21 protein-coding genes are annotated in these 19,905 nt (G+C 62.7%); 6 read left to right on the top strand and 15 right to left on the bottom strand.

Annotation, left to right across the window (positions count from 1 at the left end):
• Window positions 1-14: 14 nt before the first annotated feature.
• The 3 genes from G471_RS19275 to G471_RS0114695 all read left to right on the top strand — a co-directional run bounded on the left by G471_RS19275 (window position 15) and on the right by G471_RS0114695 (window position 2,315).
• On the top strand, window positions 15-173 hold the full coding sequence (locus G471_RS19275) for a hypothetical protein (RefSeq protein ID WP_157272554.1): 159 nt from the start codon (window positions 15-17) through the stop codon (window positions 171-173).
• A 669-nt stretch (window positions 174-842) separates the two neighbouring features.
• The gene (locus tag G471_RS19270; RefSeq protein WP_157272553.1) at window positions 843-998 is read left to right on the top strand and encodes a hypothetical protein; all 156 of its coding nucleotides are present in this window, start codon (window positions 843-845) and stop codon (window positions 996-998) included.
• A gap of 291 nt (window positions 999-1,289) precedes the next feature.
• Window positions 1,290-2,315: an adenosine deaminase gene (locus tag G471_RS0114695; RefSeq protein ID WP_043421674.1), complete on the top strand. Its 1,026-nt coding sequence runs from the start codon at window positions 1,290-1,292 to the stop codon at window positions 2,313-2,315.
• Between the two features lie 18 nt (window positions 2,316-2,333).
• On the opposite strand, the gene G471_RS0114690 is transcribed toward G471_RS0114695, so the two are convergent.
• From G471_RS0114690 to puuE, 3 genes are read right to left on the bottom strand one after another with little or no spacing between them, the layout of a single operon-like run.
• Window positions 2,334-2,828 (bottom strand): ureidoglycolate lyase, encoded by a 495-nt coding sequence (locus G471_RS0114690; protein ID WP_028995999.1) that lies wholly within the window; start codon window positions 2,826-2,828, stop codon window positions 2,334-2,336.
• The gene (alc, locus tag G471_RS0114685) at window positions 2,825-3,853 is read right to left on the bottom strand and encodes an allantoicase (protein ID WP_028995998.1); all 1,029 of its coding nucleotides are present in this window, start codon (window positions 3,851-3,853) and stop codon (window positions 2,825-2,827) included. Before alc ends, G471_RS0114690 begins: the two co-directional genes overlap by 4 nt.
• The gene (gene puuE / locus G471_RS0114680; protein ID WP_028995997.1) at window positions 3,853-4,797 is read right to left on the bottom strand and encodes an allantoinase PuuE; all 945 of its coding nucleotides are present in this window, start codon (window positions 4,795-4,797) and stop codon (window positions 3,853-3,855) included. Before puuE ends, alc begins: the two co-directional genes overlap by 1 nt.
• A gap of 50 nt (window positions 4,798-4,847) precedes the next feature.
• On the opposite strand from puuE, the gene gpt reads away from it, so the two are divergent.
• Window positions 4,848-5,363, top strand: a complete 516-nt coding sequence (gene gpt, locus G471_RS0114675) for a xanthine phosphoribosyltransferase (protein ID WP_051295521.1) — start codon at window positions 4,848-4,850, stop codon at window positions 5,361-5,363.
• Here gpt and G471_RS0114670 read toward each other — a convergent pair whose 3' ends face one another.
• Together G471_RS0114670 and uraH are read right to left on the bottom strand one after the other, a co-directional pair.
• Complete coding sequence (locus G471_RS0114670; protein ID WP_028995995.1) at window positions 5,364-6,548, bottom strand: urate hydroxylase PuuD; 1,185 nt, start codon at window positions 6,546-6,548, stop codon at window positions 5,364-5,366. It abuts the gene before it with no gap.
• Complete coding sequence (gene uraH, locus G471_RS0114665; protein WP_028995994.1) at window positions 6,548-6,901, bottom strand: hydroxyisourate hydrolase; 354 nt, start codon at window positions 6,899-6,901, stop codon at window positions 6,548-6,550. The genes G471_RS0114670 and uraH overlap by 1 nt, the downstream gene beginning before the upstream one ends.
• A gap of 201 nt (window positions 6,902-7,102) precedes the next feature.
• Between uraH and uraD the strand changes: the two genes are divergently transcribed.
• Window positions 7,103-7,624 (top strand): 2-oxo-4-hydroxy-4-carboxy-5-ureidoimidazoline decarboxylase, encoded by a 522-nt coding sequence (gene uraD, locus G471_RS0114660; protein ID WP_088177981.1) that lies wholly within the window; start codon window positions 7,103-7,105, stop codon window positions 7,622-7,624.
• Window positions 7,625-7,626: 2 nt separating this feature from the next.
• Here uraD and G471_RS17915 read toward each other — a convergent pair whose 3' ends face one another.
• From G471_RS17915 to G471_RS0114630, 6 genes are all read right to left on the bottom strand, one after another.
• Window positions 7,627-8,595: a LysR substrate-binding domain-containing protein gene (locus G471_RS17915; protein WP_051295520.1), complete on the bottom strand. Its 969-nt coding sequence runs from the start codon at window positions 8,593-8,595 to the stop codon at window positions 7,627-7,629.
• A 149-nt stretch (window positions 8,596-8,744) separates the two neighbouring features.
• Entirely contained in the window at window positions 8,745-9,473 is a 729-nt protein-coding gene (locus tag G471_RS0114650; protein WP_028995992.1) for an amino acid ABC transporter ATP-binding protein, read from the bottom strand.
• A complete protein-coding gene (locus tag G471_RS0114645; protein ID WP_028995991.1) occupies window positions 9,454-10,110 on the bottom strand; it encodes an amino acid ABC transporter permease in 657 nt (218 codons plus the stop codon). The genes G471_RS0114650 and G471_RS0114645 overlap by 20 nt, the downstream gene beginning before the upstream one ends.
• Complete coding sequence (locus tag G471_RS0114640) at window positions 10,110-10,775, bottom strand: amino acid ABC transporter permease (protein ID WP_028995990.1); 666 nt, start codon at window positions 10,773-10,775, stop codon at window positions 10,110-10,112. Before G471_RS0114640 ends, G471_RS0114645 begins: the two co-directional genes overlap by 1 nt.
• Before the next feature lie 48 nt (window positions 10,776-10,823).
• Window positions 10,824-11,612 carry a transporter substrate-binding domain-containing protein gene (locus G471_RS0114635; protein ID WP_043421672.1) on the bottom strand — a complete coding sequence of 263 codons (789 nt, stop codon included), beginning with the start codon at window positions 11,610-11,612 and terminating at the stop codon, window positions 10,824-10,826.
• A gap of 20 nt (window positions 11,613-11,632) precedes the next feature.
• Complete coding sequence (locus G471_RS0114630) at window positions 11,633-12,310, bottom strand: FadR/GntR family transcriptional regulator (RefSeq protein WP_028995988.1); 678 nt, start codon at window positions 12,308-12,310, stop codon at window positions 11,633-11,635.
• Between the two features lie 323 nt (window positions 12,311-12,633).
• On the opposite strand from G471_RS0114630, the gene G471_RS19265 reads away from it, so the two are divergent.
• On the top strand, window positions 12,634-13,047 hold the full coding sequence (locus tag G471_RS19265) for a hypothetical protein (protein WP_157272552.1): 414 nt from the start codon (window positions 12,634-12,636) through the stop codon (window positions 13,045-13,047).
• On the opposite strand, the gene G471_RS18490 is transcribed toward G471_RS19265, so the two are convergent.
• From G471_RS18490 to G471_RS18485, 4 genes are all read right to left on the bottom strand, one after another.
• Complete coding sequence (locus G471_RS18490; RefSeq protein WP_051295519.1) at window positions 12,967-15,339, bottom strand: hybrid sensor histidine kinase/response regulator; 2,373 nt, start codon at window positions 15,337-15,339, stop codon at window positions 12,967-12,969. The genes G471_RS19265 and G471_RS18490 overlap by 81 nt on opposite strands.
• Window positions 15,336-16,445 (bottom strand): ABC transporter substrate-binding protein, encoded by a 1,110-nt coding sequence (locus G471_RS0114620; protein WP_028995987.1) that lies wholly within the window; start codon window positions 16,443-16,445, stop codon window positions 15,336-15,338. Before G471_RS0114620 ends, G471_RS18490 begins: the two co-directional genes overlap by 4 nt.
• A gap of 73 nt (window positions 16,446-16,518) precedes the next feature.
• Window positions 16,519-17,358 carry an NADPH-dependent 7-cyano-7-deazaguanine reductase QueF gene (gene queF / locus G471_RS0114615; protein WP_028995986.1) on the bottom strand — a complete coding sequence of 280 codons (840 nt, stop codon included), beginning with the start codon at window positions 17,356-17,358 and terminating at the stop codon, window positions 16,519-16,521.
• A 67-nt stretch (window positions 17,359-17,425) separates the two neighbouring features.
• The gene (locus G471_RS18485) at window positions 17,426-19,849 is read right to left on the bottom strand and encodes an FIST N-terminal domain-containing protein (protein ID WP_051295518.1); all 2,424 of its coding nucleotides are present in this window, start codon (window positions 19,847-19,849) and stop codon (window positions 17,426-17,428) included.
• Window positions 19,850-19,905 lie beyond the last annotated feature (56 nt).

The following is a 19,905-nucleotide window of genomic DNA, read 5'->3' as shown; positions in this document are numbered from 1 at the left end:
GTCGGGTTGAAGCAATGAGCTGGGCGCTGGCCGAACCCGAATTGAATATTCCGTTGCTGATTCGGGAATCGATGCGGCTCCTGATCGAGGAAATCCGTCTCCTGGAGCTGCGCATTTCCCGCCTTGAAGGCGAACTTACCGCAATGGCCAGACAAAGCCCAGCCTGCACCTGAACTGAACTGCAGCCTGGAGTCTTGTTATTCCGTATGGTTCGCGGCACGATGCGGGCACTTCGTTAGGCAAACATAACTGCTTCATACTTTCACAAGGGAAAGGCATGTATTGGTACTTCAAAATCTTAAGCTACTCCTTATTTGTACTCGCCATAGCTTTATTGTTTTATAGATTGCACCTGTTGTTCACAGGAAACAGAGTTTTTGGTGTGGTCACTAATTTAATAACTAGAAACAGAACAATTACTGGTATAGCCAAATCAACACTCATGGAAATTTCTTACAAGAATTCAAGCGGAGTTGACTGCAAATTTGAAGCTGACAATGGATTATTGGTTTTTATCTATAAAATAGGAGATTCGGTAAGTTTATCAGAGAGAAATGGCAAAATAATCGTTAATTCATTATTCAATATTCTCGCTGCGCCCATTTTTTTATTTGCAATGAGTTACGTGGTTTTTAATTTTCTTGCCTAATAAATCAAAGGAATGCGGGGGCATGGAAAATCGCGGAATCAATAGTTCAAAACCGTGTTTTTTCATCAGAAGAATTTGGCGTATTTGAAATCGCGGGCGGCGCAAAAAATCTTGGTTCAGCGACATCCGGCACGGCAGCCATAGCATCGTGTTGGCGCTGTGGCGCTCAAAAGTTGCCGAGCAAAACAAGCGCATGAAACTGCACAACAGCATGAAGAAGCCATTTAAAGCAAAAGCACTGTTGGCTATCGCGGCGCAACCACTTGTAACGCCCAGTTCAAGTCTGCGCCTAACAACTGGTTCAAAACGCTCGCTTCGCTCAATGGGACGGGCTAAAGCCCGCCTCTAACCAAATGTTGAACATCCGCTTTCACAATCGACCAAGTTCCGCTTCGGGTCGGGAGCACGAATTCGCTTAATGGGCAAGCAGCCGTTAGAGGCGTTTGGGAGCTGGACGGCAGTTGACCGACACATTGCCGTCTGTGTCTCGTTTAAGGCCCAAGCTCGGCTAAGGCCGACAAGTAGCCCCCTTTCACACTCCTCCCGCAATCCCCGATCTCCAATGCCGGTTATACGCCCGCCGCACGGCCGCTTCTCGTAGAATCGGGCCGACGCCGCGCTTTCACGGAGAATTTCTGCGATGACCACCCACGACCCCGTTCTTGAACTCGTCTGCCGCATGCCCAAGGCCGAGCTGCATGTGCATATCGAGGGCACGCTTGAGCCCGATCTGGCTTTCGCGCTGGCCCGGCGCAATGGCATTGCGCTGCCTTATGCCGATGAGGCAGCGTTGCGGGCGGCTTATGATTTCGACAGCCTGCAGTCCTTTCTTGATCTCTACTACGCTTGCGCCGACGTGCTGCGTACGGCCGATGATTTCCGCGACCTGATGCTGGCCTACCTGGAGCGGGCAGCGGCCGATAACGTGGTTCATGCCGAGATTTTCTTCGATCCGCAGACCCATACGGCGCGTGGCATTTCCTATTTGACGGTGCTCGACGGCCTCGAGGAGGGGCTGCGCATCGGGCGTCAGCGTTGGGGGATCAGTGGCCTGCTGATTCTCTGTTTCCTGCGTCACCTGAGTGAGGAAGAGGCGTTCGCCACACTGGCCGAAGCCGAGCCCTGGCTCGACCGGATTCACGGCTTCGGCCTCGATTCTTCGGAAAAGGGCCATCCGCCGAGCAAATTCGCGCGGGTTTTCGCGCGCTGCCGCGAACTCGGCAAGCCGGTGGTCGCTCATGCCGGCGAGGAGGGGCCGCCGGCCTATGTGGTTGAGGCGCTCGACCTGCTCGGCTCGGCGCGTATCGACCACGGCGTGCGCGCGGTCGAGGACCCGGAACTGGTCGCACGGCTGGCGCGCGAGGCGATCCCGCTCACCGTCTGCCCGCTGTCCAACCTGCGCCTGTGCGTGTTCGGCTCGATGGCCGAGCACACGCTACCGCAACTGCTCGCGGCCGGCGTGCGGGTCACCGTCAACAGCGATGATCCGGCTTACTTCGGCGGTTACCTGAACGACAACATCCGCGCCGTTCAGGCGGCTTTCGACTTTGACGCGGCGACCTGGCAGCGCATTGCCCGCAACAGCTTTGAGGCGAGTTTTGTCGATGCCGCCCAGAAGGCGGTGTGGATCGCCGAACTCGACCGCGTTGTCGGGCAAGGCGCCTGATCGCCGGATTGTTTGCCCTCAGGCCAGCGCCAACTGCACTGGCGGCGTGATCGCGGTCTCGTCGCAGTTGTTGCCGGGGCCGCTGCGGTCGATGACGAGAAAGTCGCAAATTTCGTTGAGCGCCAGCAGCGGGTGGTGCCAGGTGCCGGGCGCGTAGTTCACGCCCTCGCCGGGCTGGGCGAGGAAGGCGCGCAGGTCGTCGGGGCCGGGCGGTGGGCCGGGCGGGGCGACGACCACCAGATAGGGCTGGTCGCCGAGCGGCATGAATGCCTGCGAGCCGAGCGGATGGCGTTCCAGCATTTCGATGGCGAACGGCAGGGCGCGCGGCTGGCCGCGGAAGAGGCTGACGATCAGCTTGCCGTCCGGGCCGGGCACCAGTTCGGCGAGGTCGTGGTAGCGCTCGGTGTTGCCGCCGTTGATCGGAAAGTGCCGCTGCGCGGCGGCGACCGCGATGACCTCGCCGAAGGGCGCGAAGGCGGCCGCGGTGAGCGGTTCGGGAAGCAGTTTTTTCACCGCGCCACCTTGCCCCACAGGCGCAGCCTTGAAACGCCGCCGTCCGGGATGATGTTCAGCCGCACATGCGTCACCGGGCCGAGCTCGGCCAGGCCGTTGAACGTGTGGATGGCGTCCATGCTCAGTTTCTGCTCGGCGAGCAGCACCGGCCAGAACATGCTCTGAGTGATCACCGACTGGTCGGTGCCGCCGTCCATGCGCGCCGCCTGGATCGAGCAGCGGTCGGGGAAATTGCCCTTGAAGTGGGCGGTGTCGACTTCGACCCGCTCGATGATGCCGGGCGCGCCCAGTTGCAGGATGCACCAGTCGTTGCCCGGTTCGCGGCGGCGGCGGGTTTCCCAGCCGTCGCCCATGTTGATGCCGCGCCCCGGGGCGATCAGGTTGGCCGCCGAGCCGAAGTGGGCGTCGTTCCAGGCCACCGCGCGGCCGCCGTTTTCCAGCGCGACGAGGTCGTAGATGCGGTCCGGTTCGCTCGCATCGAAGACGCCGACCGGCTGGCCGTAGGCGCGCAGACGGGCGATGCCGCCGTCCGGGTACATGTTGATGCGCAGGTGGCTCCAGGTGTCGGCGCTGTCGACGGCGAGCAGGTGGTGGCTGTTGCCGGTCAGCGTGGTCGACGGCAGGATGCGCGTCCAGCGGGCCTTGGCCAGCACTTCGGGGTCGTCGGATTCGCAGTCGGTGGCGTCGATCGAGACGGCCGGCGCGAAGTTGCCGGTGAAGTGGCTGGTATCGACGTCGAAGCCGCGCAGGATGCCGCGCCGGCCGAGCTTGACCAGGCTCCAGTCGTAGCCGGTGGTGCGCTTGCGCCGGGTTTCCCAGCCGTCCATCCACTTGCCGTTGGCGTCGTACTTGCCGGGCACGAAAACCGCCGGCTCGGGGTTGAGCATGCGTTCGAGCGGGGCGAAGAACTCGTCGGTGGCGAACAGCGCGCGGGCGCCGATGCGGGTGTCGGCGAGGTTGACCGAACGCTTGGCCCAGTCGGGCAGGTCGGTGGGGGCGGAAACGATGGGGGCGGCGTGGATCATTATTTTTGGTCCTGGCAGTAGGGGTGGGTCGCCTGCCAGTGGCGGGCGATGTCGAGGCGACGGCAGACCCAGACGCGGTCGTGCCGTTCGATGTAATCGAGGAAGCGCTGCAGCGCGAGGAAGCGGCCGGGCCGGCCGAGCAGGCGGCAGTGCATGCCGATCGAGAGCATCTTCGGCGCTTCCTCGCCTTCGGCGTAGAGCACGTCGAAGCTGTCCTTCAGGTACTGGAAGAACGGGTCGCCGTGGCTGAAGCCCTGCGGCAGGCAGAAGCGCATGTCGTTGGTGTCGAGCGTGTACGGCACGATCAGGTGCGGCACCGTGCTGCCGTCGGTTTTGGTGACTTCGGTCCAGAACGGTAGGTCGTCGCCGTAGTAATCGCTGTCGTAGAGGAGGCGCCCGTCGTCGGCAACCAGGCGGCGGGTGTTCGGCGAATCGCGGCCGGTGTACCAGCCGAGCGGGCGGCTGCCGGTCATCTGCTCGATGACTTCCAGCGCTAGGCGCATGTGCTCGCGCTCGGTTGCTTCGTCCATCGTCTGGTAGTGAATCCAGCGCCAGCCGTGGCAGGCGATCTCGTGGCCCAGTTCGACGAAGGCGGCGGTGACTTCCGGGCTGCGCTGCAGCGCCATGCCGACGCCGAACACGGTGAGCGGCAGGCCGCGTTTCTCGAATTCCTTGAGGATGCGCCAGACGCCGGTGCGCGAGCCGTATTCGTAGATCGACTCCATCGACAGGTGGCGGTCCGGGTAGCTGGCCGGGTTGAACATTTCGGAGAGGAATTGTTCGGAGCCGGCGTCGCCGTGCAGCACGCAGTTCTCGCCGCCTTCCTCGTAGTTGAGGACGAACTGGACGGCGATGCAGGCGTTGCCCGGCCATCGGGCGTGCGGCGGGTTGCGGCCATAACCGGCCAGATCACGTGGGTATTCGCTTTTCCGTATATGGCTCATGGTCGGCTCCAACTATACTGCTGCCCTTGTCGTTTATCGAGAAATCAAGCATGGAACATTCGCCCGCCAGCCCCTACCGCGACGACATCGTGATCTCGTGGCCCGAACTTCATCGCGACACCCGTCTGCTCTGCCATCAACTGATCGACAAGGGCCCGTTCAAGGGGATCATCGCCATCGCCCGTGGCGGCCTGATCCCGGCGGCGCTGGTGGCGCGCGAGCTGGAAATCCGCCTGGTCGATACGATCTGCGCGTCCAGCTACGAAGCTACCGACGATGCCGCTGCCCAGACCATGCGCAAGGAAGTCAAAATCCTCAAGGGCATCGAAGGCGACGGTGAAGGTTATCTGCTGATCGACGATCTGGTCGATACCGGCAACACCGCCCGCGTCATCCGCAAGCTGCTGCCCAAGGCCTTTTTCGCGACGATCTACGCCAAGCCGCAGGGGCGCGAGGTGGTCGACCTGTGCGTCAAGGAATTCAGCCAGGACAAGTGGATCTACTTCCCCTGGGACATTGACTACCAGTTTGTCGCTCCGATCAAGAAACATCGCGCCAGCGCCTGATCAGCGGTAACCGCCGCCGGCCCAGGCGGCGATCTGCTGCCGCTCGTCGTCGGTCATTTCGGTGATGTTGCCGAGTGGCATGGCTTTCAGTTGCACCGTCTGCGCCAGGATGCGCGGGCCGTTGGCGCGGATTTGCGCTTCCGTGTCGAGCACGACACCGGCTGGCGCTGCCGGCATCAGGGTCGGCGTCGCCGAATGACAGCCGGCGCAGCGGGCAGTGAGCAGTGGCTGGATGTCGGCGACGGCCGGCGCGCCGTTGGCGGAAACGGCGAGCGGTGCCGGTGCCAGCCAGATGAAGACGCCAAGCAGCAGGGCGCCGCCGGCGGCCGGGTAGGGCCAGGCGAAGACGCCCTTGTGGCGCAGGTTGAAGAAGTGGCGGATGAGGACTGCGGCGAGCAGGATCAGCGCCAGCACCAGCCAGGCCTGCGGGTGGTTGTAGGTGAAGGCGTAGTGGTTGGAAATCATGCAGAACAGCACCGGCAACGTCAGGTAGTTGTTATGCACGCTGCGCTGTTTGGCGCGCAGGCCGTGAATCGGGTCCGGGGTTTCGCCGCGCTGCATCATGGCGATGGTTTTCTTCTGGCCGGGAATGATCCAGAAGAAGACGTTGGCGCTCATCGTCGTGGCGATCATCGCGCCGACGTGCAGGAAGGCGGCCCGGCCGGACAGCAACTGAGTCAGCCCCCAGGCGACGGCGACGACGAAGAGGAAGTAGAGCGCCGCAAACAGCAGCAGGCTGCGCCGCATCAGCACCCGGCACAGGGTGTCATAGACCAGCCAGCCGACGACCAGCGTGGCCAGACCGATGCCGACGGCGCTGGCGGGGGTCAGCGCGGCGCGCATCGGGTCGATCATGTAGGTGGCCGCTTGCGCGTAATAGAGCACACCGAGCAGGAAGAAGCCGGTGATGAAGGTCGAGTACGACTCCCACTTGAACCAGTGTAGTTCTTTCGGCAGGTGGGCCGGTGCGACCAGGTATTTCTGCGGGTTGTAGAAACCGCCGCCATGCACCGCCCACAGCTCGCCACCGACGCCTTTTGCCTTCAATGCCGGGTCGGTCGGCGGCTGCAGCGAGTTGTCGAGCCAGACGAAGTAGAACGAGGAGCCGATCCAGGCGATGCCGACGATCAGGTGCAGCCAGCGCAAGAGCAGCGAGCTGACGTCGATCAGGTAATTGAAGTCCATCAGCTGCCCCGGTAGGTGGAGTAGGACCACGGCGAGACGAGCAGCGGCACGTGGTAATGGCCATCGGCATCGGCGACCCCGAAACGCAGGGTGATGCGGTCGAGGAAGGGCGGTTCGGGCAGTTCGGCTCCGACGGCGCGGAAGTAGGCGGCAGCGTCGAAGACCAGTTCGTAGATGCCCGGCAACAGGTCGGCGCCGGCCAGCAACGGCGTGTCGGTGCGCCCGTCGGCGTTGGTCGTGCCGCTGGCGAGGACGACCGGCGTCGCGCCGTCGAGGCGGTTCAGGGTGTAAGTCATGCCGGCGGCCGGGCGGCCGTTGGCGGTGTCTAGTACGTGGGTGGAGAGGCGTCCCATGGCGGATTTCCGGCTGCGTTGACGATGCGTCGATTATAGGAAGCCAGGGCCCGTCGGGGGCGTATAAAGGCTATCGGAGTTTTCGGATGTCGGCGCGCGCACTATCTGTCCTGGCGCAGGAAGCTTATACGCGCGGCACGGCTTGCTGGCTGCGCTGAGCGTCCGTAAGCTAGGCTCAGGACTGACTTTATGGATCGCACGATGACCTCGCCCCTGACTTTCGCCACCCTTTCTCAACTCGATAGAGACGGCTTCGTTGCCGCTGTTGGTGCGGTGTTCGAGCATTCGCCCTGGGTCATGGCGCGGGTCTGGGAGAAGCGCCCTTTTGCCGATCGGGCGATGCTGCGCGCGGCGATGTCCGAGGTGCTGACCGGTGCGGCGCGTGCGGAGGTGCTGGCCCTGATCCTGGCCCACCCGGAACTGGCCAGCAAGGCGGCGCTGCGTGGCGAGCTGACGGCCGATTCGGCGCGCGAACAGGCCGGTGCCGGGCTGGATGCCTGCACGCCGGCGGAACTCGCGGAAATCCGCCAGCTCAACGACGCCTATCGCGATAAATTCGGCTGGCCCTTCATCGTCGCCGTACGCGGTTTGACCCGCCAGGACATCATCGCCGCCATGCGTCGCCGCCTGCAGCGAGACGCCGACGAGGAACTTGCCGAGGCCCGGGCGCAGGTCCTGCGCATTGCCGACCTCCGCCTTGATCCATTGCTCTCCGCTACCTGATTTCAGGCCCGCTGGCGCTGCCGGGGCATGGCTTCGGCAGATGGGTTGATGCGCTGGCGGATCACTTCGCCGATCTGCTCGCGGAACCAGCGGCATTCTTCGGCGTGGTGCGTGCGGTCGTGCCAGAGCAGGTAGAACTGCATTTTCGGGAAGTCGACCGGCGATTCGGCGTAACAGAGATCGCCCAGTGCGCAGCAGTGTTCGGCAAAAATTCGTGGTGCCGAGAAGATCAGGTCGGCCTGCTGCAGGACGTAGGGCACGAGATTGAAGTAGGGCACGCTGGCGACCACGTTGCGCTTGATCCGGTCGCGCGCCAGTTGCATGTCGATGACGCCGCGCTGACCGACCGCGTAGGGGGTCGGCGCCAGGTGTTCGGCGTTCTGGTAGTCGTCGGCGGTCAGCCGGTGGCCGGCCAGCGGATGGCGCTTGCGCATCAGGCAGACCACGTCGTCCTCGAACAGCGGCGCCAGCCGCAGATGCTCGGGCGGCTGCGGCCAGTTGCCGACGACGATGTCGAGCTCGCCCGATTCCAGTGCCTTGGTGTAGTCGTGTTCCGGACCGAAGGAGTGCAGTACGACCTGGGAGTGCGGTGCATGCTGGCGCAGGTGGGCAACGATGTTGCCGATCAGGATGGCGTTCAGGTAGTCCGGCGTGGCGATGTTGAACACACGCTTCGTCTTCATCGGGTCGAAACGCACCTGCTGCAGGCCAATCGCCTCGATCTGGGCGAGCGCGACCTTGACCGGTTCGAGCAGCGACTGGCCGCGTTCGGTCGGCGTCATGCCGTTGCGGCTGCGCACCAGCAGCTGGTCGCCGGTGATGTCGCGCAGTCGCCGCAGCGCAGTACTCACCGCGGGCTGCGACTGGTTCAGGCGGCGGGCGGCGTTGGAGACGCTGCATTCGGTAAGGAGTGCATGCAATACCTGCAGTAGATGCACGTCGATTGATTCCCAGGAGCAACTGGCGGCCATGCTTTTCTCCAAAATTGAAATTGTTTTTCATTTGTTCCAGCAATATCCGGGCCTTGGATGAAAAGCCGGAAAAGCCCGTTTTTTCGTAGTCAGGCGCACCGCATTGGCGCGCTGGCGGCAGATATCGCACCTGGGGGATGCATGGCCGTTCAGTTGATCGAGCCGATGAAGGCGGCCAGTTCCGGGGTTTGTGGATTGGCGAAGACTTCGCGCGGGTCGCCGGCTTCATGCACGCGGCCCTGGTACATGAAGACCAGTTTGTCGCCGACTTCGCGGGCGAAACGCATTTCGTGCGTCACCATGATCAGCGTCATGCCTTCGGCCGCCAGATCCTTGACCACGGCCAGCACTTCATTGACCAGTTCCGGATCGAGCGCCGAGGTGATTTCGTCGCACAGCAGCACGCGCGGTTGCATGGCTAGCGCGCGGGCGATGGCGACGCGCTGCTGCTGGCCGCCGGACAACTGGTCGGGGAAGGCATCGAACTTGTCCTGCAGGCCGACCTTGAGCAGCATCGCCTTGGCCAGTTCGCGGGCTTCGGCCTCCGGCATCTTGCGCACGATGCGCGTCGCCAGCATGACGTTCTGGCCGGCGGAGAGGTGCGGGAACAGGTTGAACTGCTGGAAGACCATGCCGACCTTCTGGCGCAGCGCGCGCAGGTCGGTTTCGTGCGGGTGGATGCGCTCGCCGTCGACTTCGATACAGCCTTCGTCGAAGCTTTCCAGGCCGTTGATGGTGCGCAGCAGGGTGCTCTTGCCCGAGCCGCTGCGGCCGATGAGGGCGATCACCTGGCCTTCTTCGATGTCGAGGTCGATGCCCTTGAGCACGTGGTTGCTGCCGAAATGCTTGTGCAGTGCGTCAATGCGAACGAGCGCCATGGAGATTCCTTTCGAGAGTGCGGGCATAGGCCGAGAGTGGGTAGCACAGGGCGAAGTAGCCGAGGGCGACGAAGCCGAAGACGAGGAAGGGCTGGAAAGTGGCGTTGGCGAGCATCGAGCCGGTCTTGGTCAGTTCGACGAAACCGATGATCGACGCCACCGCCGTGCCCTTGACCACTTGTACCGAGAAGCCGACGGTCGGTGCGATGGCGATGCGCAGGGCCTGCGGCAGGATCACGTAGCGCATCTGCTCGAAGCGCGACAGCGCCAGACTGGCCGAGGCTTCCCACTGGCCCTTGGGGATGGCCTCGACGCAGCCGCGCCAGATTTCCGCCAGGTAGGCACTGGTGAACAGCGTCAGGCCGATGGCGGCGGCGATCCACGGCGAGATTTCCAGGCCGATCAGGCTGCCGCCGAAGAAGATGATGAACAACTGCATCAGCAAGGGCGTGCCCTGGAAAATCTCGATGTAGCCGAGGGCCAGACGGCGCGGCAGGGCATGTTTGGCAATGCGGGCGAAGAGGATGGCCAGCCCGGCCAGGCCGCCAAAGACGAAGGCGGTCAGCGACAGGGCGAGCGTCCACACGGCGCCGTCGAACAGGTTGCGGACAATGTCCCAGGTTGAAATGTCGTTCATCACGGCCTCCGCGCGATCAGCCGCCGGCCGATCTGCATCATCAGCTGGCGGATACCGATGGCCAGCAGGAAGTAGATCGCGGTGACGATGAAATAGGTTTCGAAAGCGCGGAAATTGCGCGACTGGATGAAGTTGGCGGCGAAGGTCAGTTCCTCGGCGGCAATCTGCGAGCACACCGAGGTGCCGAGCATGACGATCACCACCTGGCTGCACAGCGCCGGCCAGACCTTGAGCAGTGCCGGCGGCAGGACGACATGGCGGAAGGTCTGCAGGCGGTTGAGCGCCAGTGACTGCGCCGCCTCGATCTGGCCCTTGGGGGTCGCTTCGATGCCGGCGCGGATGATCTCGGTCGAATAGGCGCCGAGATTGATGATCACCGCCAGGATGGCCGCCTGCCATTCGTTCATCTGCACCCCGATGGCCGGCAGGCCGAAGAAGATGAAGAACAACTGGACCAGGAAGGGGGTGTTGCGGATCAGTTCGACATAGACCGCGAACAGCCGGTCGAAGGGCGCCAGCCGCCAGGCGCGGCAGACGGCGCCGACGATGCCGAGCGCAATGCCGGCGACGGCGCCGATGGCGGTCAGCGCCAGTGTGCGGCCGGTGCCGGCGAGCAGCGCATCGGTATGCTCGAAAACCGCCGGAAAATCGAAGACGTAGGACATGGATTTCTCCGGTGCCGCCCGCAGGCGGCACCCAGCAGGGTCAGTGAATCAGAGGTCGGCCGGCAGCGGGGCTTGCAGCCAGCGTTGCGAAACCTGGTTCAGGTCGCCGCTCTTCTTGAGCTTGGCGATGACCTCGTTGACCTTGGCCAGCAGCGCGGCCTCTCCCTTGTTCACGCCGACGTAGCAGGGGGAGTTCTTGATCAGGAACTTGGTGTCCAGGCGACGGATCTTGGTGCGCTCGTTGACCGCGGCGGCGACGACGTTGCCGGTGGCGATCAGTTGCACCTGGCCGGACAGGTAGGCCGAGATGGTGGCGTTGTTGTCCTCGTAGCGCTTGATGTTTACGGTCGGCGGGGCGATCTTGGTGAATTCCAGGTCCTCGACCGAACCGCGGGTGACACCCAGCGTCTTGCCGGCGGTGTCGGCGGCGCCCTTGACCGTGCTGTCGGCCGGGCCGAACACGCCGTTGAAGAACGGCGCGTAGGCGATCGAGAAGTCGATTACCTTCTCGCGGTCCGGATTCTTGCCCAGACTGGAAATGACCAAGTCGGCCTTGCCCGTGGTCAGGTAAGGAATGCGGTTGGTGCTGCTGACCGGGATCAGCTCGACCTTGACGCCGAGTTCGCGGCCGATCAGGTTGGCAACGTCGATGTCGTAGCCGCGCGGCTTGAGGTCGGGACCGACGGTGCCGAAGGGCGGGAAGTCCTGCGGTACAGCGACGCGCAACACGCCGGCCTTCTGGACGTTGGCCAGCACGTCGGCGTGGGCGAGACCGCTGAATCCGGCCGAGAAAAGGGCGGTGGCGAAGACGGCTTTGAGGAAGGTACGTTTTTGCATGGCGAGGCTCCAGGGAAGGTTCAGGGTTTGACGAAAGTGATGCCGACGCGGCCGGCGGCCGAGTTCAGGTGCTGCTGCATGGCTTTGCGCGCGGCGCTGGCGTTGCCGGCAGCGACTGCAGCGAGGATGGCGTTGTGCTCGTCGGCCGGCTGCCAGATATGGCTGCGGTCGGCGAAGGGTAGGCGGAGGCTGTAGGCGAGGTGGGCCTGGAAGTGTTCGGTCAGCGCGGTCAGCGCCGGGTTACCGGATAGTTCGGCCAGCGCCAGGTGAAAGCGCAAGTCGCAGTCGGCGGCGGTGAGCAGGTCGCTGGCGGCCAGCGCCCGCTGCATTTCCAGCATGCATTCGCGCAGCGCCTCGATCCCTTCGGGGCCGGCCTGGCGGGCGGCCAGTGCGGCGTTGGCCGGTTCGACGACGTAGCGCATCTGGAAAATGGCGGCCGGCGGCATGGCGCTCGGCCCGGCCGGCAGGTCGGCGGCGCTGGCCGGTTTGCCGGCGGTGACGAAGACGCCTTTACCGGCTTGCGAGCGCAGCAGGCCGAGCGCTTCCAGCATGGAAATGGCTTCGCGCAGCGAGGCGCGGCTGATGCCGAGGTTCTCGGAGAGTTCGCGTTGTCCGGGCAGGGCACTACCGGGTGGGTAGTGGCCGTCGAGGATGCGGCGTTGCAGGGTTTGGGCAGCGATGTTGGCTAGGCTAGGCATGGGTTATCCGTTCAGACCGGTCAGACCAGTGGTGACCTATAAGCATGCTGCGTGCCAAAGTATTCTTTTCCTTATTTTGTGATTTATATATCTGTATTAATTGAACTTTTAATTTTTTGTTGTCTTTGTTTTGGCGTCGACTGCTCGCCCCAGTTCAGGGAGGTTTTTGTCGCATTGGCTTCAATGTGGTGCGTTTTATGACGAATGAGTGCGGAAGCTGGGGGATGTACTAGGTTCATCCGGACGACATTTGGGATTAAGATGAACGGCATACAAAAATGCTTCGGCAATATGCTGGGCAGTAGTCTCGAGAGGACAGGCTCATGACGTGCAGGCTGGTCTGGGAACCGGAAGGCGTATTGGCAATTTACGAGGGCGGGTTGCCGTCGGCCGGCCTTCTTGACGTGGTCAGGCGGATTCAGAGTGATCCGCGATTTGACGACGCTCGCTATGTGATTCACGACTTCTCGGCAGTCAGCCGGCACGATATCGGGCCGTCGGCGCTAACCGAGCTGGCCGCGCTGCATTACGGCGCCAAATTGTCGTCACCTAACTGCCGGATTGTCTTCGTGACGATGGATTCGCGATTGGCTGACGAAATCCGCAAAGTCCTGGGGGGCGACCTGAAGTCTTACCAGTGCGAGGTCCGTCCGACGCTAATCGATGCTCGCGACTGGCTGGACGCCCAGCCGCAACTGATGTTGCTCAGCGACGTCATGGGCTTCATCGGGCGCTGATGCCCGGTAATTGCCCGACAGGCAATCGAACAGCAAGGCGTAGAAGGCTTCCGGATTGATTGGCTTGGCGATGAATTCGTTCATGCCGGCGGCGAAACAGCGGGCGCGGTCTTCGGCAAAGGCATTGGCGGTCATCGCCGCGATCGGGATGTTGCGGCAGTTCTCCAGCCGGCGGATCCGGCGTGTTGCCTCGACGCCGTCCAGGCGGGGCATCTGCATGTCCATCAGGATCAGGTCGTAGGTCTGGCTGCCGGCCATCTCGATGGCCTGCATGCCGTCTTCGGCGGCGTCGGTGGCGAGGCCGGCATCGGTCAGCAGCATCAGGGCGATTTCCCGGTTGATCGGTTCGTCCTCGACCAGCAGGATGCGGCGGCCGGCGTATAGCCTGCGCAGTCGGGTTTCGTGATCGAGCGTCGCTGGCTCGTTATCGGCCTTGGCCACGGGCACCCTTTTCAGCCTGGCCGTAAACCAGAAGGTGCTGCCTTGTCCCGGGGTGCTGATTACGCCGACTTCGCCGTTCATGGCTTCGACGATCTTGGCGGTAATCGCCAGACCGAGTCCGGTGCCGCCGTATTTGCGCGTGGTCGAAGTGTCGGCCTGCTCGAACGGCTTGAACAGGCGTTCGCAGACTTCCGGGGAAATGCCGATGCCGGTGTCGCTGACTTCGAAGCGCAGCAGCAGGTCGTCCGGCGTTTCCGCCTCGACCCGGCCGCTCAGACGGATTTCGCCCTGCTCGGTGAATTTGATCGCATTGCTGGCGTAGTTCAGCATGGCCTGTTGCAGGCGGGTCGAGTCGCCAAGTAGCTGTTCCGGCAGATCGCTGGCATCGACCCGCAGGCGCAGCTGTTTGGCGCTGGCCTTTTCCTGGATCATCGAGCGCACGTTTTCGAACAGGCTGCCCGGGTGGAAAGCGGTGGCCTCGAGTTCCATTTTGCCGGCCTCGATCTTCGATAGATCGAGAACCATATTGATGACTTCGAGCAGATGCTGGCCGGCGGCTTCCAGCTTGTCGAGGCGGACGCCCTGTTCGGGCGGCAGGCCACCGCGGCGGATCAGGTGGGCCATGCCGCTGATGGCATTGAGCGGGGTGCGGATTTCATGGCTCATGTTGGCCAGGAAGGTGCTCTTGGCACGGCTGGCCGCTTCGGCCGCTTCCTTGGCCTGCTGCAGCGCGGTGGTCCGCTCGGCGACGCGTTCTTCCAGGCTGGCATTCAGTTCGCGCAGCGTCTGTTCGCGCTCGAGAATGGCGTTCGCCATGCGGCCGATGTCGCCGGACAGTCGGTTGAATTCGGCAATCCGTCCGCGCGGCCATTCGTCGACCTTTTCGCCCCGGGCCAGCCTGTCGGCGCGCTGGATGATCGCCCGCAGCGGGCGCAACAGGCGCGATGCACCGTAGAGGGCGAGCAGCGTACCGATTACCAGCGAGGCCAGGAAGCCGCCGACGACGATGAATACCGTCATGCGGATTTCCGGATGGGCGAGGCCGGCCGGTACGCGGGCGATGAACGACCAGCCGAGTTGTTGCGAGCGGGCGCCGCCGACGTAGTAATTCTCGCCATCGACCGCGAACTGGCTGGGCAGCGGCGTGCCGGCCAGCACGGCGGCCAGCAGCGGCGACGAATAGAGGTTGAGGGCGCTGCCGGTGCGCGTGGTCGAGGCGGTGTCGGCCAGGACTTCGCCACGCTGGTCGATGACCCAGATGGCGCGCTGGTGGGTTTCGTTGCCGCGGCCGAGATCGAGCAGGTAGGAGAGCGGCAGTTCGGCCAGCAGCATTCCCCGGTCGGCCAGCGGTATGCCCAGGCCGACGGTGACGATGCCGGTCAGCGACGACAGGTATTTGTCGCTCCAGACTGCGCTCTGCTTGTCCCGTACCTCGATGAACATCGGTGCCGACGACAGGTCGCTGCCGACCACTTCGGCTTGCAGGTGGCGATAGTTCGGTGCCAGGCTGGCCGTGCTCACCCGACCGTCCGGTGACAGCAGGTAGAGGGCGCGGAAAGCCTTGCCCTCGCCGACGGCCTTGTCCATCAATTGTCGGGTCCGGCCATTGCCGTCGAGCGCTTCGCCGAGCAGGACGAGCTGATCCTGCAATGCGCCCAGTTGCAGTTCGATGCGCAGGGCCAGTTCGCGTGCGTCGCCTTCGGCGCTGCTGCGGATTTCCTGCTCCAGTTGCGGAATCCGGTTGAACAGGAAGACCGAGGCGACGATGGTGAAGCTGAGCACCGAGGTCAGTGCCAGCAGGATGCCGAGGAAGTTATGCAGGCGCCACTCGCGCCGCTGCGATCGGCTCATCTGACCTGCTCGAATTTGCCGTTGCGGATTTCGGTGAAATACACCTGGCGGGTGGTGTCGCCGTTGGCATCGAAGACGATCTGCTGCTGTGCGCCTTCGTAAGGGCCATAGTTGAGCAGGGCCTGCTTCAGGCTTTCGCCATCCCGACGGCGTTGCAACGCGGTGATGACGATGTTGGCGGTGTCGTAGGCGAGCAGGGAAAAGGAACCGAATTCGCGCTGGAAGCGCTGCTTGTAGGCTTCGCGGAAGGATTGGTACGGCTGGCGCGAGTCGTTGCGGTCGTAGGCGTGGGCGATCAACAGGCCATTGACTGACTCACCACCCATTTCGGTCAGCAATTCGCCGGATGCCGCCCATTCGGTCGACGTGATCACCAGCGCCGGCGCCTGGCGGCGGGCCTGCTGGCTGAGACGGGCGGTGTCGAGCGAGCTGGCGACGAAAAGCAGGGTGTCCGGCGTTGATGGCAGCAGTTTGGCGATGACCTCGGCAAAGCTCGGCGTTGCCGCTGATTCGAAGCGGCTGGTATCGGTCACGCGGCCGCCCAGATGTTCGAACTTGTCACGGAAAGCCTTCACCCAGGTTTCGGAATATTGCAGGTTGGAGGCATCGAAAGCGATGCCGACCCGGCGCGAGCCGCGTTCGAACAGTATGCCGGCATGATGGATCGCCGCCTCGCGGGTGGTCCGGTTCACCCGGAAGAAATTGTCGTCCTTGCCATGGAAGTCGGTCGAGGCCACGGTCGGGCTGATGATTATCTGACCGGCGCGGTTCATCATCGGCACGACGATGCTGGCCATTGAACTGGTCACTGGCCCGATGATGATCTCGGGCTTGAGCGCGATCAACTCCTCGGCGGCACGGATGGCCTGCTCGCGCTCCTGGCCATCGTCGCGGACGATGAGTTCGATCTGGCGGCCATGAATGCCGCCGGCACGGTTCTGTTGTTCGATGGCCAGGATGACGCCGTTGCGCACACTCTCGCCGAAGTCCGAGCCGCGGTCAGACAGGCCGGCGAGCAGGCCGATGCGGATAGGTTCATCGTTGCCGCAGGCCGACAGCAGTAGCAGTCCAACCACGGCCAGGATCTTGTGCAATTTTTCGCTCACCCGTTCCTCCCCCTGAAACGAGTCATCAGTTTAACGCCTTACATGCATAAGGCACCATGGTGGTGCGGCAGGTTTATTGGCGAATTTCGCGGGTGTTGTCCGGCGGAGCAAAGTCCCCGGTGTTGCGGAAGGGGTTGATGTCGAGGCCGCCGCGGCGGGTGTAGCGGGCATGGACGGCCAGCGCGACGGGGGCGCAGGCGCGCTGGATGTCGCAGAAAATGCGCTCGACGCATTGCTCGTGGAATTCGTTGTGATTGCGGAAGGAAACCAGGTAGCGCAACAGTCCGGCCCGGTCGATCGGCTGACCGCGGTAGCGGACGACGACCATGGCCCAGTCCGGTTGGCCGGTGACCAGGCAATTCGACTTGAGCAGGTGCGAGTACAGGGTTTCCTCGACCGGCGAACCCGGCAGCGTGCGCAGTAGCTGCGGACTGGGCTGGTAGCAATCGCAGTCGATGTCCAGATCGTCGAGCAGGATACCGGCCGGGCTGCCGATGCGGGCCTGCGGACGGCCGCGCAGATCGGCGATATCCACCGCGACCGGGGCGCCGGCTGCACTGCTCAGGTCGCGGATCAGGCAGGCCTCGACCGCCGCCAGATCGGCAAAAACCGTCTGATTGAAGGAATTCAGGTAGAGCTTGAAGGACTTCGATTCGATCAGCATCGGGCTGTCCGCCGGTACCCGGAAACTGGCGACGGCAACCACCGGCTTGCCTCGAGGATTCAACCAGGAAAGCTCGTAGGCGTTCCACAGGTCTTCGCCGACGAAAGGCAGCTGGTCGTTCCGGATGCCCAACTCGTCGCGCTTCAACTGGCGGGGAATCGGGTAAAGCAGTTCCGGGGCGTAGTCAGCGCGGTATTCGGTCGGCTTGCCGAGCGGGGAGAGGATGCTGGGATCGGTGGGCTGGCTCATGGGCTGGATTTTACCCGCAAGCCCATTGTTGCGGGATGGCAAGCCGCAGTTCCGTGTGACCCCTCCTTCAATGTTTCGACTGATTTTCCCGGGCAAGGGAAAGCGAATCGAGTGCCGAGCTGGCTTCGCCGAAATCGTATTGTTTCAACGCCATCAGAATTCTCCGGTACATGATCGGCGAAACCGACCGGAATAACGCCGAGTTTTCCTCCAGCTTGTCGAAGGCATCCAGATCGCCAAGGTCGATCAGGGTTTTCAGTTCCCGAATGGCAAGCACCAGCCTTTCGTCATCCGCAGGGTTGTCGGGGAGCACGACGTCCGTTACCGGGCGTCTGCCTCCTGCATCGTCAAACACCGTCGCAGCGTCCGCTGACGGCAGCGAAATGGCTATGCCAGCCGGCAGGGTCCCGAGGCCGGGTTTGCTCAGCTTGATCGAAAACCAGAAGGTACTGCCCTGACCCGGTTCGCTGATGACGCTGATTTCGCCGCCCATCATTTCCACGAGGCGTTTGCTCAAGGTCAGGCCGAGTCCGGTCCCGCCGTATTTTCTCGAGGCTGAGCCGTCGCCCTGTTCAAAAAGCCTGAACAGTCGTTGTTTGTCCTCGGCGGGGATGCCAATTCCGGTGTCCTGGACCGAAAAACGCAGTTGCGCCTCCGTTGATGTTTCGGCGGCCAAGCGAACGCGGATATGAATATGTCCGCTTGGCGTGAATTTCACGGCATTGCCGGTCAGGTTGAGCAGGACCTGGGAGAGGCGCAGGGGATCGCCTTCGAAGACTTGCTGGCTCAGCTGTTCATCGATGTCGATGGCGAAGGACAAGCCCTTCAGCATGGCCTTTTCCCTTGACAGCAGATCAAGGTTTTTCATGACCTCACCCAGCTGAAAAGCGGATTTTTCCAGGGTCAGGCGTGCGCCCTCGATGTTGGCGATATCAAGAAGGTCATTGATCAGTGTCAGCAGGTTCCTGGCGCAAAGGCTGGTCTTGTCCAGGTAGTTGAGCGTTTTGGGATCGACGGTCCGGCGTCTGGCCAGATCTGTCATGCCGAGTACGCCGTTCAGGGGAGTCCGGAGTTCATGGCTCAAATTGGCCACGAAAATGCTTTTGGCGCGGCTGCCCGCTTCAGCGGCTTCCTTGGCAATCGACAGTGCGGCGGTGCGTTCGTCCACCAAGGCCTCAAGATGGCTGCTGTAACGCGCCAGTTGCCGGTTGGCAGCTTCCAGTTCGGCGGTCACGGTATCGATGAATCTGACCAGGGAAGAAACGACGCGCGCGTGTTGCCGTGCGTAAGGGTCTCGTACTGCGGCGCTCGGTAACTTGCCTGCCGGCCCGGGTGCTTCGCCGCGGGAGTGCAGCGCATCGCTGGGCGGGCCCTCACGCATGCCAACGGCCAGCAAGGTGGCATTCAGTAGTCCCAGGGTTTCGCCGTGGCCGTGGAATTCCCCGTAGGTGTAAAAGCCCGCAGTTGGCGCCGACAACTCGAACGGCCAGGTTTCCAGTTCGGCGTCTTCCTGAAGCAGGTAGCGTCTGCAGCCGCAGACAAAGACAAGAATCCCCTGTGGCTTGAATTCACGCATGAAGCGGTGGATGCCATCGGCCGTCTCCAGCATCCTCGCCGGATCGCCATAGCCGATGCGAAAGCGGTCGCCGGCAGCAATGTCCGCCATGAAGAGCAGGGCATTGTCTTCCGCGGTATCGATGGGGACGCGGGCGAATGTCTCGCCATTGCGTTCTATGAGAAAGGGAAATTCGGATGCGGTCAGCGCGAATTCCGCCTCACGCTCTGTCTGGATATAGCGCCGGTAAACATCAAAGGCCGGCATGTTGTCGATGGTCAATACCTTGAGTCCATCGACCGAGGTAATTTGCATTTCCTTGCTGAGGGGATGCCAGCCGAGGGAGGTACGGGTTTCGATATGCAATTCGCTGCCATCAAGAGCGACGGCAATGCACCCCTGGTCCATGGTTTTATCGCCCATCAATATCCAGGAGCAATTCATTGCCGCATAGTCGCCGGCACCGCCTCCGAAGACGGGAACCGTGCCGAGGATCTGTCCGATGCCCTTGAGCAAGGGGTTGACATCGAGCGAGAGCGGTGTGGCCAGCAGCAATATCCCGGCGAGTGAGCTTGAGCCGGCACCAAGCGCCTGAGCCAGTTGCTGGCCGAGTTCGTATTCACCGCCGCGGGCGCATTCTCCGGCCAGCACATGCAGTCGGGTGGCTTCAAAGAATGAGAGGATGATCAGTGTGGAGCCGGTCATCGTCCGTCCGGCGGCGACTTCACCGACCGTGCTGGCACCCACGACGATGGTTCCGGGAAGGCTGCCGGCTATCTCGGCAGCGATTTGCGCTGCCAGTGATGGATTGTCTGGCATCGAGTAAACTTGGGCCAGGCAGGCTCTGCTGGTGGCGCGGCAGCCACTGACTTCGTCTGATCCAAGATATTGCTTGAAGGATTCCAGATCGCTCAGAAGGTGTACGAGTTGTTTCATGCAAGTCTCCGTGCCCGGGTTTCGACCCCGATGCTAGTCGCGAATCCGTTCCTGAA

Origin of the sequence: Azonexus hydrophilus DSM 23864, assembly GCF_000429605.1 — a bacterium.
In the GTDB taxonomy this organism is placed as follows: domain Bacteria; phylum Pseudomonadota; class Gammaproteobacteria; order Burkholderiales; family Rhodocyclaceae; genus Azonexus; species Azonexus hydrophilus.
This window is presented reverse-complemented; position numbering and strand designations above follow the sequence as displayed.

Excerpts from the sequence above, each read along its gene's own strand:
- G471_RS19275 (WP_157272554.1), top strand. The coding sequence starts at position 15 with ATGAGCTGGGCGCTGGCCGAACCCGAATTGAATATTCCGTTGCTGATT.
- G471_RS19270 (WP_157272553.1), top strand. The coding sequence starts at position 843 with ATGAAACTGCACAACAGCATGAAGAAGCCATTTAAAGCAAAAGCACTG.
- G471_RS0114695 (WP_043421674.1), top strand. The coding sequence starts at position 1,290 with ATGACCACCCACGACCCCGTTCTTGAACTCGTCTGCCGCATGCCCAAG.
- alc (WP_028995998.1), bottom strand. The coding sequence starts at position 3,853 with ATGATCCACGCCGCCCCCATCGTTTCCGCCCCCACCGACCTGCCCGAC.
- puuE (WP_028995997.1), bottom strand. The coding sequence starts at position 4,797 with ATGAGCCATATACGGAAAAGCGAATACCCACGTGATCTGGCCGGTTAT.
- gpt (WP_051295521.1), top strand. The coding sequence starts at position 4,848 with ATGGAACATTCGCCCGCCAGCCCCTACCGCGACGACATCGTGATCTCG.
- G471_RS0114670 (WP_028995995.1), bottom strand. The coding sequence starts at position 6,548 with ATGGACTTCAATTACCTGATCGACGTCAGCTCGCTGCTCTTGCGCTGG.
- uraH (WP_028995994.1), bottom strand. The coding sequence starts at position 6,901 with ATGGGACGCCTCTCCACCCACGTACTAGACACCGCCAACGGCCGCCCG.
- uraD (WP_088177981.1), top strand. The coding sequence starts at position 7,103 with ATGACCTCGCCCCTGACTTTCGCCACCCTTTCTCAACTCGATAGAGAC.
- G471_RS17915 (WP_051295520.1), bottom strand. The coding sequence starts at position 8,595 with ATGGCCGCCAGTTGCTCCTGGGAATCAATCGACGTGCATCTACTGCAG.
- G471_RS0114650 (WP_028995992.1), bottom strand. The coding sequence starts at position 9,473 with ATGGCGCTCGTTCGCATTGACGCACTGCACAAGCATTTCGGCAGCAAC.
- G471_RS0114645 (WP_028995991.1), bottom strand. The coding sequence starts at position 10,110 with ATGAACGACATTTCAACCTGGGACATTGTCCGCAACCTGTTCGACGGC.
- G471_RS0114640 (WP_028995990.1), bottom strand. The coding sequence starts at position 10,775 with ATGTCCTACGTCTTCGATTTTCCGGCGGTTTTCGAGCATACCGATGCG.
- G471_RS0114635 (WP_043421672.1), bottom strand. The coding sequence starts at position 11,612 with ATGCAAAAACGTACCTTCCTCAAAGCCGTCTTCGCCACCGCCCTTTTC.
- G471_RS0114630 (WP_028995988.1), bottom strand. The coding sequence starts at position 12,310 with ATGCCTAGCCTAGCCAACATCGCTGCCCAAACCCTGCAACGCCGCATC.
- G471_RS19265 (WP_157272552.1), top strand. The coding sequence starts at position 12,634 with ATGACGTGCAGGCTGGTCTGGGAACCGGAAGGCGTATTGGCAATTTAC.
- G471_RS18490 (WP_051295519.1), bottom strand. The coding sequence starts at position 15,339 with ATGAGCCGATCGCAGCGGCGCGAGTGGCGCCTGCATAACTTCCTCGGC.
- queF (WP_028995986.1), bottom strand. The coding sequence starts at position 17,358 with ATGAGCCAGCCCACCGATCCCAGCATCCTCTCCCCGCTCGGCAAGCCG.
- G471_RS18485 (WP_051295518.1), bottom strand. The coding sequence starts at position 19,849 with ATGAAACAACTCGTACACCTTCTGAGCGATCTGGAATCCTTCAAGCAA.